This is a genomic window from uncultured Algibacter sp., assembly GCF_947487605.1.
Classification (GTDB): domain Bacteria; phylum Bacteroidota; class Bacteroidia; order Flavobacteriales; family Flavobacteriaceae; genus Algibacter_D.
Genome location: NZ_CANKXK010000010.1, coordinates 110,949 through 131,833, shown reverse-complemented (window position 1 = coordinate 131,833; position 20,885 = coordinate 110,949). Strand labels below are relative to the sequence as shown.

General features: G+C 35.3%; 9 protein-coding genes. All 9 read right to left on the bottom strand.

Annotated elements, in window-relative coordinates; genetic code table 11:
* Positions 1–7: 7 nt before the first annotated feature.
* A complete protein-coding gene (locus Q0739_RS12100) occupies positions 8–3,139 on the bottom strand; it encodes a glycoside hydrolase family 2 TIM barrel-domain containing protein (RefSeq protein WP_298239000.1) in 3,132 nt (1,043 codons plus the stop codon).
* A gap of 75 nt (positions 3,140–3,214) precedes the next feature.
* Positions 3,215–4,477, bottom strand: a complete 1,263-nt coding sequence (locus Q0739_RS12095) for a mandelate racemase/muconate lactonizing enzyme family protein (protein WP_298238999.1) — start codon at positions 4,475–4,477, stop codon at positions 3,215–3,217.
* A gap of 98 nt (positions 4,478–4,575) precedes the next feature.
* A complete protein-coding gene (locus Q0739_RS12090; RefSeq protein ID WP_298238998.1) occupies positions 4,576–6,351 on the bottom strand; it encodes an arylsulfatase in 1,776 nt (591 codons plus the stop codon).
* 220 nt (positions 6,352–6,571) lie between these two features.
* The gene (locus tag Q0739_RS12085; RefSeq protein WP_298238997.1) at positions 6,572–10,171 is read right to left on the bottom strand and encodes a T9SS type A sorting domain-containing protein; all 3,600 of its coding nucleotides are present in this window, start codon (positions 10,169–10,171) and stop codon (positions 6,572–6,574) included.
* 15 nt (positions 10,172–10,186) lie between these two features.
* Complete coding sequence (locus Q0739_RS12080) at positions 10,187–11,317, bottom strand: glycoside hydrolase family 43 protein (protein ID WP_298238996.1); 1,131 nt, start codon at positions 11,315–11,317, stop codon at positions 10,187–10,189.
* Between the two features lie 9 nt (positions 11,318–11,326).
* Positions 11,327–14,473 carry a glycoside hydrolase family 2 TIM barrel-domain containing protein gene (locus Q0739_RS12075; RefSeq protein ID WP_298238995.1) on the bottom strand — a complete coding sequence of 1,049 codons (3,147 nt, stop codon included), beginning with the start codon at positions 14,471–14,473 and terminating at the stop codon, positions 11,327–11,329.
* A gap of 34 nt (positions 14,474–14,507) precedes the next feature.
* Positions 14,508–16,001 carry a family 16 glycosylhydrolase gene (locus Q0739_RS12070; protein ID WP_298238994.1) on the bottom strand — a complete coding sequence of 498 codons (1,494 nt, stop codon included), beginning with the start codon at positions 15,999–16,001 and terminating at the stop codon, positions 14,508–14,510.
* A gap of 4 nt (positions 16,002–16,005) precedes the next feature.
* Positions 16,006–18,780 carry a discoidin domain-containing protein gene (locus Q0739_RS12065; protein WP_298238993.1) on the bottom strand — a complete coding sequence of 925 codons (2,775 nt, stop codon included), beginning with the start codon at positions 18,778–18,780 and terminating at the stop codon, positions 16,006–16,008.
* 34 nt (positions 18,781–18,814) lie between these two features.
* Positions 18,815–20,737 (bottom strand): glycoside hydrolase family 30 beta sandwich domain-containing protein, encoded by a 1,923-nt coding sequence (locus Q0739_RS12060; RefSeq protein WP_298238992.1) that lies wholly within the window; start codon positions 20,735–20,737, stop codon positions 18,815–18,817.
* Positions 20,738–20,885: the final 148 nt, after the last annotated feature.

Below are 20,885 nucleotides of genomic sequence, written 5' to 3'. Positions count from 1 at the left end.
AAAACCTCTACTTTATAGGTGTAATTATATATGTATATTCTAAATCTTGAGCTTTAATTAAATACGCATCGTGTGCCATTCTTCCCCAACTGGTATCGCCACCAACGCCCATTTGTTCCTTGTCGATATTGATGTTTACAAAATCTCGTTTTACAATATCGGTAGTATGTCGTTGTATCTTTTTTTCACCTTCATCAAAATCATCATTGTATTGATGGTGTGCACTAAAGCCAAAATATTGGGGTGCCATAATTTTTATACCTTGTCCTGTTGTGTTAGTAAAAGTAACCCAACGTGTATCTGTTTTATACCCATTTTCTTGCGGACGGATGTATGGAAAATACAAATCTGAAACAGATGCATTGTACTGCCCTACCAAAGCTGAAGTATTTCTATCTTGATAATTTTCGTGAGGCCCTTTACCAAACCATTCAACATTATTATATTTATTTTTCAGAATGAAGTTTGTTCCGAAACGTGGTAAAACTGGTAATTCAGTGTTTATAGATGTGATGCTTGTTTTTACTGAAATTTCTCCCAAAGCGTTAATGGTATAATCGATAACCAAACCACCTTTTACGTCTGACAAACTGTATTTTGCGGTTACAACGATAGTATTATTTTCTTTAGTTTCTTCTAAAGAAATAAGGGCTTGATTTTCGGTTACTTCTTTCCAAACGCCTAATTTTTCAGGCATTTTGAATCCAAAATCGTTATCGGTAGTCGCTCTCCAAAAATTGGCTTTTATGCCTTCCACTAATATATTTCCATTGCCATAATCTAAAGAAGTTAAAGCACCCGTTTTTTTGCTAAATGCCATTTCGAAACCTTCTCCGTACACTTTTAAAGTATCCTTATCCACACTTGATTCCAATTCACCATTTGTATTTTGCAAAGCGATATTCCTTTTTGGATGTGTTAATTGCAGTTGCTCATAAGCCAATAAGTGGTTTTTAGGCACTAAAGGACTTGCTTCTTTTAATTTGGCATAGATATTCAAATGATATTCAGATGCTTCATCCAATTCTGGTAGATCTATTTTTACTTTTTTAGTTTGATAAGGCGCAATATCCAAAGTTGGCAACTCTCCTGAAGTGATTTCAACACCTTCTTTCAATACTATCCACGAAAAATTAAACAGATTCAGATTTGTAAAATCGTATTTGTTTTTGATTTCTATTTCTCCAGATTTTGGGTTTTCAGAAGAAAATTGAATGTATTGATATACTTTTTTAACCTCGTACAAAGCGGGATGATCTGTTCTATCTGGATTTACAATTCCGTTCAAACAGAAGTTTTTACTATGATCCAGATTGAGGTCTCCCATATCACCTCCATACGCCCAATAGGTTTCGCCTTTGTCGTTTGTGGTTTTTAATCCTTGATCTACCCAATCCCAAATAAAGCCACCTTGCATAATATCGTATTGCTCAATCACATCCCAATAATCTTGCAAATTCCCAACACTATTTCCCATAGCGTGTGCATATTCACATTGAATTAAAGGTCGTGTAGGGTTGTCTTCTGCATACGCAATCATTTTTTCAATGGATGCATACATAGGTGCTTGAATATCTGAGTTTTCGTATTTGGTAGCCCCTTCATATTGCGTAGGTCTTGTACTGTCATTTTCTTTCAACCACTTGTAAGTTGCAAAAAAGTTGTCGCCATTTCCTGCCTCATTTCCTAAAGACCAGGTTACAATACAGGGGTAATTTTTATCACGCTCAAACATACGGATAGTTCTATCTAAATGCATCGCTTTCCATTGTGGTAAATAAGCAGGATGTACTGCTTTATCTTTCTTGCCGCTATCAACACTATACGTAACACCCATTCCGTGGATTTCGATATTGGCTTCATCAATCACATAGAAACCGTATTTGTCGCACATTCTGTAAAAAAACGGATTTTTAGGATAGTGACTACAACGTATCGCATTGATGTTATTTTGCTTCATCAATTGTAAATCTTTCAGGGTTAACTCCTCGGAAACTACATGACCTCTACTATCATCGTGGTCGTGTAAATTCACACCCTTTATATAAACCGCTTTTCCGTTGACTAAAAACTGATTGTTTTTTATCGTGATGTTTCTAAACCCAACTTTTATGGCAGTTGATTCTCTGTTTACGGAAATTAACAGCGTATATAAATTAGGCGTTTCTGCATTCCACGATTTTACATTCGGAATAATTTTATGAAAATCAATTGTATTTCTACCTGTTTTTAAAGTTGCGTTTTTAGTTTCTGAATACATTTCTATTTCACCATCTAACAAGCTTATTTTGATGTCTTTTTTTGCTGCTTTAGTTGTATTATTATCCACTTTTAAGGATAGATTGAAAATCCCATCTTTAAAATTGTTTTCCAAATCGGCAATTACCCTAAAATCTCGAAGTGTAATTTTGTTAGAAGCATAGATGTAAACATCACGATCTATACCCGATAAACGCCAAAAATCTTGATCTTCTAAATAAGTCGCATCCGAATAACGTAACACTTGAACCGCTAATGTGTTTTTTCCTTTTTTGATGTTTTTGGTGATGTTAAATTCAGCAGGTGTTTTACTACCTTCGTTATAGCCCACTTTTTCGCCATTTACCCAAACATACATTGCTCCACTTACCCCTCCAAAATGTAAATAAACATCTTTTCCATTCCAATTTTCTGGCACTTCAAAATTACGTTTGTAGCTTCCTACATTATTCACACTATGGTCTATAAATGGTGGGGTTATAGGATGCGTATAGCCTGCACTGACGTATCTAGCAATACCATAGCCTTTTAGTTCCCAATTAGATGGTACTTCTAGTTTATCCCAGCCTTGTAAACTAAAATCGCCCTTATAAAAATTAGTTGGTCTTGCTTGTACACTGTCTGCATAATAAAAATCCCAGGTTCCATTTAGGGAGCTATATAAGGTTGAGTTTTCCCAACTTTCATTTTTTAAAGCTGAGGATTCCTCTTCATATTTGTAAAAGCTTACAGTAGGTGTTTCTCTATTAATTTGAAAAATTTCTGGGTTCTCCCACTCTGGATTTTCCCATACTTCTGCTTTGTAAATTGGTTTTTCAATGTTAGTATTGCAGGATAAAATGATTGATAGTAGCAATAAAAGTAAACCTAATTTTCTCATAGTAATCAAAACTATTTTTTAATGAATTTAATTGGTTTTAAAATTTGAAAATATTGACACTGTACACAAAAGGTTCTACCAGTTACGGATAGAACCATCTGGAGCTTTCAATATAGGATGTGGAAATTTCACTTTTTCAGTAATTTCCATTATAAAATCGGCTTTCTTCGAGTCAAATTTCACGCCTAATCCTGGACTTGGATTAAGGTGTAATTTACCTTTTCTGAAATCTATAAAATCTTCATTGAAATATGCTGGTCTTTCAGGCTCTCCTCCTAACAATTCCATCATGCATCTAGATGGACTGCTAGATCCTAAAACATGTACCAAGGCTGCGGTTGAAAGAGGCCCTGTAAAATGAGGTATCATACCTACATAATGGGTTTCACACATGGCAGCTATCTTTTTAAAATGCGAAAGCCCACCAGTGTTAGGTAAGGTAACGCGACTATAATTAATCAGCTCTTGTTCTACTAGTTCATTAATGTCCCATATATCACCAAATTGCTCTCCTACAGCTATAGGTACTTTGGTCATTGAACGCATCATCCTGTAAGACCCTGGGTTTTCCGATCGTATCAAGTCCTCAACAAAATAAGGCTGTAATTCTTCTAATTCAGAACATATCTTAATCGTTTCTTGCGGATCAAATCTGGTATGCAAATCAATGGCCCAATTACCTTTCCCGCCTACTGCACTATCTATCCTTTTACAAAGTTCAATCGTTTTTTCTGCATTTTCATAGAAATCAAAAGGGCTTTCGCCATTTCCTCCTGTAGGGCCAATTCTATAGCATCTTAACCCCGCTTCTAAACAGTCTATTGCGCGTTGTTCATTGGTTTTAGCTTTGGAAGCACGGAAACCTGTAGCATAACATTCGACAGAATCTCGGGATGCTCCACCTAATAAATCATAAACTGGAGCATTCAAAGCTTTCCCTTTCAAATCCCAAAGAGCCATCTCCAAAGCTCCTAAAGCGTGAAGTTTTTCCCGTCCTGGTGGGTAGAACATACCCCTATATACATTCTGCCATATATATTCAATTCTAAAAGGATCCTCGCCAATCATCATTTTAGCACATTGTTCAATCATATCCTTAGAACCACCTTCACCAATACCAATAATGCCGCCGTCAGTTTCTATCTCGACAATTCCGCGAGCTTGGTTAAATAAGGGCTTGTTATATCCTGGTGCACTGTAATACCTGATTTTTGTGATTTTCATTCCAGATACTTCTTCCAGATTACTTAATGCCTCCATAGCATTTAATTCGTGTAAACCTGCAAAAAGTGCTGTAGATCCTAAAATACCTGACTTCAGAAAACTTCTTCTTTTCATAACATCTAATTTTTTACAAATTGATTGATATAATATTTTATAGTGCTATTTAACCTTAAATTAAACACTCCTTTTAATACTATTCCAATTCTGCATGATTAATCAATTACTTCTATGTTAACAAAGCGAACACCCATTTTCAAAAGACTATATTGATTATATTTTACAAAAGCATCAAATATGCCTGTGTATTCCTTAAAATCAATATCTTCAAATACAACTGAGGTATCACCGATATTAACAATATGCTCTTTTGTAACATTCCCAAACTTAAGAATTGCTTTACCTGCTTCTTTCACAGGGTCAAAGTGAAGGGTTATTTTGTATTTCCCTGCTTCACTTTGGACTACCCATTGTCCCCAACGCTTCCCAGAAACTATTCCAGGCCCTCCCCAATCAAATCGGGAAAGTTCAACCTCCCGTTGTGCAGGATTACCAATAATGGTGGGTTGAACACCATTAAAACCATAAGTGAGCCTTTCTTGGGTAACTTCTCTAAACCAATTCTCATAACTTGTTAGGTACTCTCTTACAATTTCAGGATGCTCTTTTGCGATGTTATATATTTCGCTTGAATCGGTTTTAACATCATATAATTCTAATCTCTCAAGAACATTTTTCAATTCACCATCACTAGGTTGAAAAATTATACCATGCGGATTATCTTGAGGCGCTATCAATTTATAGCGTGCCCCCCTTACAGCAAAATGCATGTATTCAAAAGGTTCATCGGACTGATGTAATTGAAAATATAGCAAACGCTCAGGCAAATTGTTCACTTCTTTTTCAATTAAAGGTAAAAGCGATACACCATCAATTTTTACCTGCTTAGGAGGTGAAACTTTACATGCTTCTAAAAGCGTGGGCAAAACATCTATGACACTTGTGGCCGTTTCTATTTTTCTGCCACCATTAAATCCTTGTGGATATCTAATGAAAAAGGGAACACGAATACCATTTTCATAAACGCTTGTTTTGGTACCCCGGAGATTGTAATTATATCTATCGGGAATAACATCATTCTTGGTTCTTCGATCTCGAGGGCCATTATCTGACATAAAAACAACAATGGTATTATCCTCAATATTCAAGTCCTTCAACAATTTCATCACCTTCCCAACATTTGTATCTACATTTGATACCATACCATAAACACGAGCATTGTTTTCATGTAAACCCATTTTCCTGTATGGGTCTACTTTCTCATCATTTATAGTAAGAGGTAAGTGAACAAGATTAGTGGATATATAAGCTAGAAAAGGTTTTTTGTCCTGATGGCTTTGACGAATGAATTGCATACCTTCATTAAAAAAAATATCATCGCAATATCCTTCATAACGCTGTGCTACATTATTGTGTTCTAAAATAGGATCATAATATGTGTTTCCAACGGGGCCTGCTGCCTGACCAATGCCACCTCCCTTATGAACCAATGCCTCCTGAAACCCATTATCTGTTGGTCTCATTGGGTAATTATCTCCAAGATGCCATTTTCCAAAAATCCCTGTTCGATAACCAGCATCACCTAAAGTTTCGGCTATGGTAACTTCGTTGGCATGCATAAGACCTGCATGGTAAAAAACACTTAATATTCCTGTTCTATAAGGCCATCTACCAGTCATTAATGCGGCTCTTGTAGGTGAGCAACTTGGATATGCATAAAAATGTGTCAATTCAACGCTTTCCTTCCCTAATGCATCTATATTAGGAGTCTTTACATAGGGGTTGCCATGTATTCCAAGATCGCCATAACCTAAATCATCTAACATGATTACAACTATATTTGGGCGATTTTGGGAATAATTAATATTGAATGCCAGAATAAATAGAAGCGATAAACCCTCCCTAAATCTCCTCTTAACTAAGTTTAACATAAAATAAAACATTAAATAATTGTTCAATTGTTAATAGAAACTTATTACTAAAACATTATGATACAAACAAATCAAAATCCCATCATTAATTTGATTCTTTTTCATAATTTGTTCTACAGCGTATTATAATTTAAAACACTTGTTTAAGCAGCTTCCAAAGGTAATTTTCCTAAAATCTGAAATAGAAGAATAACCTCTTTTTATAATTTCATTTCAATAATTAATTTTTAATGAACTTTAGAGGGGCATGCCCCTCTAAAACCAAAATATAAAAACCTGTATGCAAGCGACTAACATTTACTTTTTTATCAATCTTTGACATCATTATTCTTTTACCAAACAAATCGTAAACAACCGCGTTTGTTACATTTTCTAAGCCTTCTACATACAATTCTGATTGAACAGGATTTGGAAACACCATAATTTTGTTTGTATCTTCAACAGTATCAACACTTAATGATGGTGCCTCTACATTATAATAAAATGTTGCTGTGGCTGTACAATCTTCATTCACTTTTGTTCTTACCCAATGGGCATTAAATCCTTCTGGGAACTCATACACTTTTTCTTCGCCAGGGTTTACTAGAATCGATTTATAATCCACAAAATTACCGTTAGCCAAATAATCTATCTGCAATGTAAACGTTACAGGAATGTCCAAATTATGAGACATAACGACCGTTTTTTCATTGTAACCTTGCATGATGTAAGGCAACGAAGGTGTATTGGCTTGTACTGACATATTTTTCCAAGTTGAGCCAATACCTTTTGGTATCCCCATTCTAAATAAATCGTCCACATTACCAAACCAAAGTCCTACTTTTCCATCACTCGATTTTTTATAATGCTCGTCGTTATTGGCATTAGCAAAATTTCCAGACAACACTAGCATACCTCGCCATGAACAAAAATCGAATATCTGCTTGTTATGGGTAGTTATGGGTCTTATTCTTCGCATACCACCTGAATTATTTCTTGGTAATTCGTAAAAAGTCCCGTGGATGTTCATCATACTACGTTCTGTAACAATTTCTCTTTCGCCACGAGGCCAACCCGAAACGAATGGTGAACTAAATTTATCATCACCAAAAGGCAATCGATATTGATTTCCTTGAGATTCTACAATAACAGATGCTTCATCTACATTGAAATCTTTAGTGGTATTGTATTGCGACCTCAATGTGTTTTCTCCACTAGTATTATTCACCTTATTCATAATCATATTACTAGACATCTCGTAATAACCTGTGGTGATACTACCCTGGTTATCAACAATATCAGAAGCAAACTGTAACTTCATATCAGTACCAGACATGAGCCTAATTAATCCAGAACTCATTGCTGTAGTTTGAGCTGGTGGTACAATACTGCTAATAATACTAGGTGTTTGTGTACTATATTCGTTCGCGAAATGTAAATATGCACTTGCACTATTTACATTGGTATTTGAAACGACTCGTAACCAAGGTGCTTGCAAACTTTCTGGAAGTAGATAATTCGCATACCCCAATGCTGGAATGGTTACCTGCTCTAAGGTTGTCCAATTATTATCTCCACTCATATCTACTTCAATTGTAAACACAACTTCGGTGTTGGTATTTTGTTCTAAATGAAGAGTTCTGTATTTGTAACCACTAATTAAAATAGCTTCACTTGGTGTATTTGCAGAAACCGCTTCAGAGGTCCAAACGCCCCCAAAAGCAAAAGGAGTACTTGCATAAGTATCTAATTCTTCTCGCGTAGTAAACAATAAATTGGATTCTGCTCTTGGGCAAATACTGTTCCCCATTTTTGATGCATCATTACACGCCAAAACAATTTGATCATTCCATTCGGTATAATCAACAATCATTTTTAAAAAGCTACTAAAAGGTACAATTCCTCCTGTATTATCATGACTAAATTCTGATGGAAATTGATACATCAACCCATGCATATTCATTAAATAATTGCCATTGCCATAACCAATATCTCTAATTCTAGGCCACTCTGTGTACCATCCAGGATCTCCATCATGTGTGTAACTTCCTTTAGGCATTCTAAACCGCTTCCAAACACCACCTTTATCGCATACATTTAATAATACTGATTTATCATCCCAACCCATTGACCAAATGGGATCGTTGGGAGACGTTGCCCCGTAAATACCTCCTTTTGATGTAATTTCTACGTGCTTATTAACATCAATATTTGTCCAAGCTCCAGAATTGGCAGGATTACCATCGCCAAAGCCTTTCCATTCAGATAATGTTCCTCCTTTTCCATTATTAGCAATCATTAAACGTCCTTGCCCTGTATAAGCACCTTTCATGTGAACACCTGGAACAATGCTGTTAAATCCTCCAGAATTTGTATCACCGTGCAAGGTTACAAAATCCAAGGTATTTACATCTACATCATAAATACCTTCTTCCATGGTTACAAAATAAACACGGTTTTCTGGGTCTGTTAAATGGCGTGCATTAGCAGTCATACGCCCTGGCATAGTAGATAATGGTATGGTTTTAACTACTTTGTTTTCATCAATGATATGAGACCCTATGATGAGCTGATTGGATTCTGAATGAATCATACGATTTGCAGGAGTACCTCCCACACTTTCTGGTCTAGCAACGACACTTAAATCTGAACTTAATTGATACAATTTATCATTACTTCCATTAGGGAAATGAGGTGAATAGGTTACATACCATAAATCGTCTTGCCAAGGTACAATAGCACCTACGCCACATTCATTATTACTATTGGTTACCGCTAAATGCGGATAAACACCACTATATAAAGGATATACAAAAGGTTCGTTGTCTTTTATAAAAACTGCTATATCGGTTAAGGGCTTTCCATTATAATTTGAATCTGATGACGTTACTTCAAATGACAAATTGGTTGTATAAGTGCCACCTTGTGCTTCACTATCATCAATGGCAGTAACGGTTATTGTTTTTGGATTGTTATAATTTGAAGCATTGAATACCACACTTGAAGGCGTTACATTTAAATACGATGTACCAACCTCGGCAATATTAATAGTGACATCGCCTGTAGGAAGGTCTTTTAGTTTTATAGTAAATGTGTCTGAAGTTGCTCCTTCTTCCTCTACGGAAGTTGATCCGCTTGTTTGTTCTATAATAATATTGCTATTATCAAACAAAACACATTCATCAACCAGATACGACATACCAGATGTCATTCCGAAATTAGACAAAAAGCTTACAGAAGTTAATGTTGATGGATTCCCTTGAAAATATGTTAAACCCGATGCTACCAATTGAAGTACACTAGTATTGGCTTCGGAAACATATACATCGTAATTGGATTGCCCTGTACCGTATTGATGTCCTACTATCTTTAAACGATGTGCATTTAAAACATCACCTGCATCAATAATATCTCCATCTGCATTGTTATCTGTTGAAAAAGAAATTTCATTACCAGACCCTATGGTAATCCAAGAACCAGAATACACTTGAATATCACCGTTTTCTGCAATTCTTAGATTGATTTCAGCATTATTAATGTGAACATTTAGGCCTCTGTTTGCTCCTGAAAATAAGGTTGGATTCTGACAAGCAAAATAAAACTCGAATTCCCACTCTTCGTCATTGGCATTTATATCCTGACTTAATTTACCATTAGTTGCAATAACTTGAGCAGATTCTGAAGACCCTGATACTAAACCTGTTGACTCTACAGAAACCGTACCATTGGTTGTCCAACCTATAGTACCATTGTTAAAACTACCGTTTACCAGTATATTTTGTTGCGCAAATACAACTAAGGTATTCACGAATAACAGTAAAAAAAGTAGTTTCTTAAACATCTGTAAAGTATTAAATTAGTTATCGAAAAAAGACAAGTCCCACGAATCAAACCATTCTAAAAAAGGAATCTCTTTTTTGAATTGAACAGGCAACCATACATAGCGCCCATCAATTGGGTTTTTAGGTTGCCATCTATCTGCCATAAAAATAAACGCCTCTTTTTTACCTTGCACAGGTAATACATAAGTACTTTGCGACCAAAATGTGGTGTTCTTTTCTTTTTCTGAACCTTTACAAGGATTACCAAGATATGTCCAGTCTCCCATCATTTTATCAGATACCGCTAATTTTGCAGGGTTTGGACTCCACCCCGTTAAACCTGATGAAAACATATAGTATTTCCCATCCTTTTTAAAGATTGCAGGAGCTTCGTTTCGTCCACCAGGAAATACACGAATATATTCATGTGTTAAGGATAAATAATCATCCGATAGCTTTGAAATTAGTAATGTTTGATTTTCTTCGGATGCCGTAATATGATACGCTACATCATCGTCATCAACAAACAAGGTCATATCTCTTGACATTTGTCCTTCTTCAAAATCTCGCACAAAATAAGCGCCATCTATTACCTTTTGTTTCCAGTTTTCATCTTTTCTATTGTTTATAGGTTTAGCTTTTAAAAACTGTGCTTCTGAAAAATTTTGAGGTAATACTTTTGGATGTACTCTAAAACTTTTTAAATAGGTGTATGGGCCTGTTATAGTATCAGCAATAGCAACCCCCGTTAAAGCAGCTTCGTAACCTTGCCCTTTTAATTCGTGATGAAACCACATCACAAACTTATCAGTGTGTTTGTTGTAAATTACCTTAGGTCTTTCAATAATACAGCCTTTTTGTATTAATGAATTTTTATCTTCTGTAACTGCTGAAGCAATACCTTTATTTTCCCAATGGTATAAATCTTTGGAAGCATATACTCCAACACCTACCATAGCACTATTGCCTTGACTGCCTGCAATTTTATGCTCTCCAAACCAGTAATAGGTATTCTTGTAAAACAGAAAGCCACCACCGTGCGCATTGATATGCGTTCCGTTAGTGTCTTTCCAAATTTCGCCAGAAACAAATTCGTTTTTCTCTAACTGGGCATTTACAGTTAATGTGGTAAATGCACCGATTAAAAAAAAACGAATTTTAAACATTGTGAATTCTTATTTTACAGGTTTAATCATATAACTATATGTTAAATCTTGTGCTTGAATTTGGTATTTTTTATGTGCCATTCTTCCCCAACTGGTATCGCCACCAACACCCATTTGTTTTGCATCAATATTGATGTTTACGAAATCTCTTTTTTCAATATCTGTGGTATGACGTTGTGCTTTTTTCTTACCTGCATCAAAATCGTCATTATACTGATGGTGTGCGCTGAATGATACGAAATCTGTTCCTATAATTTTGATGCCTTGTCCTGCTTGGTTTGTAAAGGTTACCCAACGCGTATCGGTTTTATAACCATTTTCTTGCGGACGAATGTAAGGAAAATACAAGTCTGAAACAGATGCTTCATACTTTCCTACTAAAGCCGATGTATAACGGTCTTGATAATTTTCGTGAGGCCCTCTTCCATACCAAGTTACATTATCAAATTCATTTTTAACAATGAAATTATTCCCAAAACGTGGTAATACTGGTAATTTTGAATCGATACCTGTAATGCTTGTATGTACTAACATTTCACCTAAAGCATTAATTGTATATTCAATCACCAAAGCACCTTTTACGGATGGTAAACTGTATTTGGCAGTTACCACTTTATTGTTGTTGGTGTCTTTACTTTCTTCTAAAGACATCAATGATTGATTTTTAGTAGCTTCTTTCCAAACACCCAATTTCTTTGGCATTTTAAAGCCAAAATCATTATCGGTTGTCGCTCTCCAGAAATTGGCTTTTATACCCTCTACTAAGATATTTCCATTACCGTAATCTAAACCAGATAAAGTTCCTGTTTTCTTATCAAAACTCATATGAAAACCTTCTCCAGAAATTTTTAGAATTGCTGCGTCAGAACTTGATTCTAATTCTCCGTTTGCTTTTTGTAATGCAACTTTTGTCTTTGGATTGTTAACCTGTAACTGCTCATAAGCTACCAAATGTGCATTAGGCATCAAATCTGTTGCTGATGTAGATTTTGCATATAGATTTAAATGATATTCTGCTGATGCATCTTCTAACTCAGGTAACGCTATATTTACCTGTTTTGTTTGATAAGGTTCAACATCCAAATTAGGTAAATCTCCTGAGGCTACCTCAACACCTTCTTTTAATAATTTCCAAGAGAAATCGTATTCATTTAAGTTTGTAAAATCATACATATTCTTAATGTCAACAACTCCTGATTTTGGGTTTTTCGAATTAAATTTAACATATTGATACACTTTTTTTACTTCGTGTAATGCAGGATGCGCAGTTCTATCAGGATTTACAATACCATTCAAACAAAAGTTTTCGTCGTTTTGTAAATCGAAACCTCCTAAATCGCCTCCATACGCCCAAAATGCTTCACCTTTGTCGTTTTTGGTTAACAATCCTTGGTCCACCCAATCCCAGATGAAGCCTCCTTGCATAATATCGTATTTCTCAATAACATCCCAATAATCTTGTAAATTCCCTACACTATTTCCCATAGCATGTGCATACTCACATTGAATTAATGGACGTGTTGGCTTACCGCTTTCGGCATATTTAATCATACGTTCTGCTGACCAATACATTGGTGCTTGAATATCACTATTTTCATAGCCTGTTGCACCTTCATATTGCGTAGGTCTTGTATTATCTTGCTCTTTTAACCATTTGTAAGTGGCGTAAAAGTTGTCTCCATTTCCAGCTTCATTTCCTAAAGACCAAGTTACGATACACGGATAATTTTTATCGCGCTCAAACATTCTTACGGTTCTATCTAAGTGCATGGCTTTCCATTGTGGTAAATACGCTGGATGAACCGATTGTTTCTTTTTGTTATTATCCAAACCTTGGTTGGTAGTACCCATTCCGTGGGTTTCGATATTGGTTTCATCAATCACATAAAACCCATATTTATCGCATAATCTGTAAAAATGTGGATTTTTAGGATAGTGACTACAACGAATGGCATTGAGGTTATTTTGTTTCATCACCTCTAAATCTTTTAGTGTTAAGGCTTCTGTAACCACATGACCTGTAATTTCATCATGGTCATGAAGGTTTGCGCCTTTTAACAATATCGGTTTACCGTTTACTAAAAACTGACTGTTTTTTATGGCAATGTTTCTAAACCCTACTTTTATGGATGTTGATTCTCCATTTACTGTAATCAGCAAGGTGTATAAGTTTGGTTTTTCAGCATTCCACGTTTTAACATTTGGAATGTTTTTTGAAAAATCAATCGTATTTCTACCTGTTTTTAAATCAACTGTTTTTGTTTCAGCATATACTTCTGTATCTCCATCTAATAGCTTTACAGAAACTTCTTTACTTGCATTAGCATCTGTGTTGTTATCTATTTTCAAAGCGGCTTTAAAAATTCCATCTTTAAAATTATTTTCTAAGTCAGAGGTTACTCTAAAGTCTCTAAGCGTTACTTTGTTGGATGCATAAACGTACACATCGCGCTCAATACCACTCAATCTCCAGAAATCTTGATCTTCCATATAACTGGCATCAGACCAACGCATTACTTGTACTGCTAAAGAATTTTTACCAGTTTTGATGTATTTTGTAATATTGAATTCGGCAGGTGTTTTACTTCCTTCATTATACCCTACTTTTTCACCATTTACCCAAACATACATGGCGCCACTTACACCTGCAAAGTGCAAATACATATCTTTACCATCCCAATTTTCTGGAATTTCAAATTCCTTTTTATAACTTCCGTTATTATTTAAGTTATGAGGAATATGAGGTGGGTTTGGTGGAAACATATAAATAATGTTTGTATAAACTGGAATACCATGCCCCTTTAATTCCCAGTTTGATGGGACTTCAATTTTATCCCATCCGCTGATATCAAAATCGGTTTTATAAAAATCCGTAGGACGAGCTTGTACACTATCGGCATAATAAAAATCCCACTCGCCATTTAACGATTTGTAGTTTGGTGAATTCTCCCAACTTTCGTTTTTTAATGCTGATGCAGCATCGGCATATTTATAAAAACTTGCGGTAGGTTCTTCTCTATTGATTTGAAAAATTTCTGGGTTTTCCCATTCAGGGTTTTCCCATTTTTCAGCGACATATACTGGTCTTTCGATTTTTTCTTGAGTACATGAACTTAATATCAATAATACAATACACAGTTGGAAATAGGTTTTCATTTAGCTTGATGAATTTTAGTTTGATTGAGATTGTTTATAGTTTAATTACTTTTTCTGTTTTATAACCTTTTATAGCAACAAAATACATCCCAGAAGGAAGTGAGGACAAATCGATACTATATCTAGTTTTTTGAGTTTTAATAACAGCGCCTCTTACATCCATGATGTTAGCCTCTACTTCTTGATTAATATCTTTGAATGTTATTTCTCCTGTTGTAGGGTTTGGAAAAATTATCATCTCTTTTTTATTGAAGTCATTAACACTTAAAACAGATTCTCCATACACTTCTAACTCATATAAACGAATAAAAGGCTCACTATTTCCTGTAATATTCAATCTTACTTTATCGGTAGTTACTCCAATAAAATATTGTTCTACTATGGCATCTGTTTCTCCATTTATACTAACAATATCTACCCAAGTAGTGCCATTATGATATTGAAATTGATAATCTTGAAAAGGTCTATTGAAGCCATCAAAACCTGAGAGGGCTCTAAAACCAGTTACATTATAAGTACCTCCTAAATCTATTTCTGCCCAACCTATTCCGTTTGCTGCATCAGCAGTAAGCCATCTACTTTCATTTGCTACGGTTTCTCCATCAACTATATTACTTGCTGGGAATCCGTTTCTTTCACTAGATACAGTAACCGTTTTACCAGCAGCTATATTTGTTTTTGATGATTTCCATCCTCTAATATATTCTACATAAGCTTTTGTTAAATCCCCAATAGGCCTATCAACAAAAAAAACATCTGTATCAGGTTCATCACCTAAACCAAAACTTGCCCCATCTGAAAGCCATAAATATTCATCAACTTGCGGAATGTATTTAGGATCTTTATAGGTGGTTTTTAATACGCCATCATAATATATACGCATATATTCTTTAGTCCAGTAAAAACCATAGGTATGATATCCAGTATGAATACCTGGGGTACTGTATTGCTTAGTACTAGCTTGTTTATTAGCCCCATAACCGTCGATATGAACTACGGCTTTTGTAAAATCTCCTAACCACGCCGATTCAAAAATATCAACCTCAGCACCATCTGCTCCTGAATCATCTGCTGGGGTGCCATTCACCATATTATCACCTTGTAACCAAAAGGCTGTGTGTGTGCCATGATCTGTCTCTGCAATTTGTATTCTGGCTTCATAATAGCCATAAGTGGTTTCATATTTATTATTTGTATTTATAGAACCACAAACCATGGTTTGCCAGTCAGTCTTTTCAACATTAAGCTCTAACTTTCCATTGGCTAAAGACACACTACGCGTTCTCCAAAACCAACGGTTAATTCCAATAGCAGGTCTAGGATTTCTAGAATTTGTACTATTATCTATATTCCATTTAGCTGTGTTCACTGTGGCATCTTCAAACTCATCACTAAAATCTAAAGCCCAATCAGAGCCCAAATAGGTATTTGTTGGTAAGGCACCTGATGGCGTATTTGAATCTACCATTTGTGCTTGACTATAGAAACTGAAAAACAAAAAAACTATTAATGTATATATTGCTTTCATATTATTATTGCTTGATAAATTTATGTCTAAATTGATTGTTGATATTAAGAATATACAATCCGCTTGAGAGGTTACTAACATCTATTATATCGCTATTAATATTAACTTTTTGTTGTACACCCAATAAGTTATAAATAGATACAGATTCAATAGTATTTCTACCTTTAATATGTAATTGATTACCCTTTACTGGATTTGGGTAAATTTGAAATTGTGATTTATCAAAATCATTAACACTTAAACCCGACGCTAAAGCACCAAATACCTGAATTTCATGCATACGGATATATTTTGAATCTTGATGTTTTGTCCAGATAATCTTTAATTTATCGGTAGTTTCTTTGGTTGGAAAAATTTGTCCATGTTCAAGAGAAGTATTCCCTGTAACATTTAACAAATTCTTATACTGCCCGTCTGTTTCATCCCAATATTGAAACTCAAAATCTTCACTGGCATCATTTCCTTCTATAAAGTTGTATGAATCTATAACGTAATCCTCTCCAAAATCAATAATCATTTCAACGGGTAAGGCATTCGCTCCAAAGTCAAATACCCATCTGTTATCAGCATCAACGATATTACCATCAACGGCATATTCAGGTAGGTATTGATAATTTGTGCTTCCATTCGTCCAATGGGTTGCTCCATTGGTTCCTGTAACTGTTACTGTTTTATTTAAAGCAATATTATCTAAAGTTTCCCCAAGTTCTGAATGGTAGGTTCCAAAAACTTCCAATTCGTATAATCTCGCAATAAAATCGCTTGGTGCCCCATCCATATATAACCTTACTTTATTCCCTCTTGTAGTTGTAAATGCTTTTAAATACACAGGGTTGATGTTATCTGTTTCGCTAATAACGGTTATCCAACTATTCGTCTGCTCATTAAATATCTGAAAATCAAACTCATATATTTGTCTATTATAACCGTTAAGTCCCGTATAAAAACTCATAGCATCTATATCATAATTAGCACCTAATTCTATTTCTAGCCATTGTGGGGTCGTTCCAAAATTAGAAATACTGCTACTTGTAACCCAACGACTCGAGTTATCAACAATATTACCATCAACTGCTTTATCAGGAGTGTAAGTTGAACTAAATTCAGAACTTGCTGTTGCTGGTTTATTTAAAGCGATATTAGGGCCACTTGGTCTTACATAAAAAATTTGATCAACTGGAGCAGCTTTATAGTAAGTCGCATCACCCGCTTGGGTTGCACGTACTCTAACAACTCCAACACCAGTTACTGATAGCGTAGAACCAGATATGGTAGCAGGTCCACTTAATACTTCATAAGATACAGGTAAGGTAGATGAAGCCGAAGCAGTTAAACCAAAATCAGTCACATCATCCTGAACATCATTAATAGAGTTGAATGTTATCGTTTGACTTTGTAGGGTTTGCGTTGAAGACCCTTCTAAAGTTACCATGGCTGTTGTTACACTATAAGGTGTTGTATTGATAACAACTTCACTTAGTGGTGTTGTGTAAGTGGTGTTTTCAATTTCAGCAAAATCCAAAAACTCATCAGTATGAATTACTTTTACTTGCTTGATGCCATCTCCTTTAAAATCTAAATTAATTTGGTTATTAGTGTTGTATAAATTTAAAATATGCACATATACCAAATTAGTACCTTCTTCTCTAAAAGCGACTACTTTATGTTTAGTATCTCCATACTGATTAGTAGCATCTGTAAAATCTCTTGAAACGCGTTTAGAACCGACAGGGTGGGTAGCCGATAAATGCTTGAATCCATCGTATATCCATGTTTTTCCAGGTGTACCTCCCCATGGTGTTCCTATAAGCCCTGCATTATGCGCTGTAGTTGCTGTATTGGTTAAAAAGCAGTAAAATGAATTACCTCCACCATTATAAAAATCAATCATTTGTTTTGCAATTTCTGCATCACTCACAAATGGTGGGTAATATGTTGGATCTGGAAACTGCTCTCCTAAAACATCAACCCCATTGGCTTCGTCTGTTTGTATTTTACCTGTTTGCTCACTTTGATAAAACGGTTTTCCTTCTGATAAACTAAAGGTTTCCGTAAAATTTTCTTCTCTACTATCTTGATAACCATGTGTTGTTACAATATCTACATTAGCCCATGCATTTGGTCTGTCATTTTTCCATCCATTTATAAAAGTTTTTGGCGATTTTGCACTCCAAGTTCCTGGACCAGCAATTTTTGGCATAGGTACACCTTTTGTATTGTAACTTGGATCATTGATTAGTGCTTTGAACTTATCTGCAGCCATATCATACAAATCTGTTTTCTTTGAAAGATATCCTTTTTCGTTTATCAATTCAATAATATCCACAGTATGCCCTCTATCAAAATACCCTTCACACACACTAAAATAATATTCCGCAATCTTATCCATGATATTTGGAATTGATGGGTCATGCTCATGCTCACTAATTTCCAAATCATCAGGTAGATTGTTTGTACACATCATAATCTCCAAATTGGGATTATACAGTTTAGCATTTGCAATTGCAACGGAAATATTATCGTAAACATCGGGCCTATCTTCATGTCTATGTCTCGTATAGTTTTTAAAAGCATTTAACTTTAAATCTTCGTATAACATTCTAGAAGCCTCCAATCTATTTGCTTCAGAAAGACTTAAATAATGTCCAATATATAATCCTGCACTTGCTCCTGTACCTGTAAATTCTTGTTTATAATCATCAGCATCTACACTAATTTGTTGCGCAGTTACATATCCCACCACAAAAAATGACAGGAAAAAACCTAGTACTGTTTTCATTTTCATAATTTTCTTTTTTAGCTTATTACTTTATCTATTGCTCCTCCCAAAACTCCCAACTTAAATGTGGTAGGGTTGGTGTTAAAACAGCACCTTTTGCTGTTCCTATTTCAAGACCCATGGTGTTTTCACCTCTATTATCTGGTGTATATCGATAGCCTTTCCATTTAGGGTTCTCTATTCCTGTATTCAAACTAAAGGTGTAATCTTTTCCTGTTCTATTAGACACTACAATGGTTCTTTTTCCATTAGGTTTTACAAAAGCTAATACTCTGGCATCTTTGTTATAATTAGCTTCACTAATATCTAACACTTTACAATCCCATGGCATACGTTTTACAAAACTTCCTACGGCATTCCAGTTGTAATCGTTAAAAAACCAATGCCCTGGTTTTAAATTGGCTGCAGCTTTTTCCAGCTTCATAGCCTCTGAACGTATTTTCATCGGGCTGTTTACCCCTACATCCAATTTAAAAGTAGATGCGTCACTAGCTTGAACAAACATGGCATGCGGAGCTCCGTAAATTTCGCCTTCATTTCCTTTGTGAGCACCAATAGCATGAGAGCCTTTTTTTAATTCTTTTTTGTAAACGACATCTGTTCCCCCACTCCAAGTTACTTTAAAATCAGTTGATTGCCAATCTTTTGGGATGAAACCACCTTTATTTTCTACCAACATATAAACCGTAGCATTTTGATTTAACACAAAATTGAAACTCAACCCAGGTTTTTTATTTGATTTACGCTGAATATTTACAAACTCCATAGTTTTAAATTCTTCTGGTAAATCTGTAATTTCTGGACCTCCTACCCAACGCTCGTAAGCATTTATATCTTTTGATGGTTTAGTGTCATCCAAAGATTTCCAAAACCCAAGAGAATACCCACTTGCTTCAGAGTTTTTAAATGGTTTTAAAGCGTGAATCCAGTACCAAGTAGGGTTTTCTCCTAGTTGAAACGAATTCATAATATGCTGCGTCGTGTTTAAACAACGTTCTGGAGTAGCCCCTCCTTTTAAGTATTCATATTCATTTTGAAACCACGGACGTGCAGGTAATTCTTTAGTGATTTTCTTATGATAGTCCATCACTTTTTCTGAATCTACACCAATGGAGTGAATCACATAAGCATCAACCAAACTCGCCACTTCTGGGTCGCTCATACCTTTAGCAATCTTCTTTGGAAAACCCCACTCCGTATCACTCATTAACAAAATAGAATCATCGTAATTTCTAACTGCTTTTGCTGTAGCCGTATGTGCAGCTACATAGTCTTTAGCTGTAAAATATTTACAGGCTGAATATTGTCCGTTATTGGTAAACGGCTCGTTTTGTAAGCCCCATTGCACCGTTTTAATACCAGCTGCTTTTAGGGTTTTAATGTCTTCAACACAGGCAGCTCCAAAGTCTTTTAAAAACTGAATGGTATCGCCTTTATAGATTGGATCTTTTCCAAAATCGGGTCCAAAACAGCGTAATGTATTGTACTTATCTTTATTGTTCTTACCTACATAACTATTGTTAGCTTTCCAAAATGGTGCTGGTGACCAGTATTCTAAAGACACCCCTTCTACACCTGCTGTTTCCATCATTTGTCGAAGTTCTTCCAATTGTTCTGGCCAACGCGGGCGTAAATATTTTCTGGTTTCATCTAAACCTCTCCAATATAAACCTCCTGCTAATCGGCAATAACGGAATCCTTTTAGCATTTCAGTTGCAAAGCGTTCTCTTTCTGATGGCGTTAAATCATGTGGTACCGCATGCTTATTATCGGGTAAACCTGTATTTCCAGAACCTATGGCATCACTTTGTATTTCAAAACCAATACCCCAAACGGTTTGTTTTTCCTTTTCTGGGAAAATTGTTACTTCTCCATCAGGAATTACTACTTTCGCTTCTTTACAACTTACCACTAAAAATAGTGATACTAAAACTATAGATTGAATTAGATGTTTCATTTGTTATACTTTAATTCTTATGAATATTTCTTTTTAATTTTCTCTCGTTCTCTTCTGAATTTTTAAGAGTCTTCTATCCTAACAGAATAGTGTTATGGGGTTGCTAATCTGTTTAAACCAATAAAATTACTTTTCTTTGAATATGCGT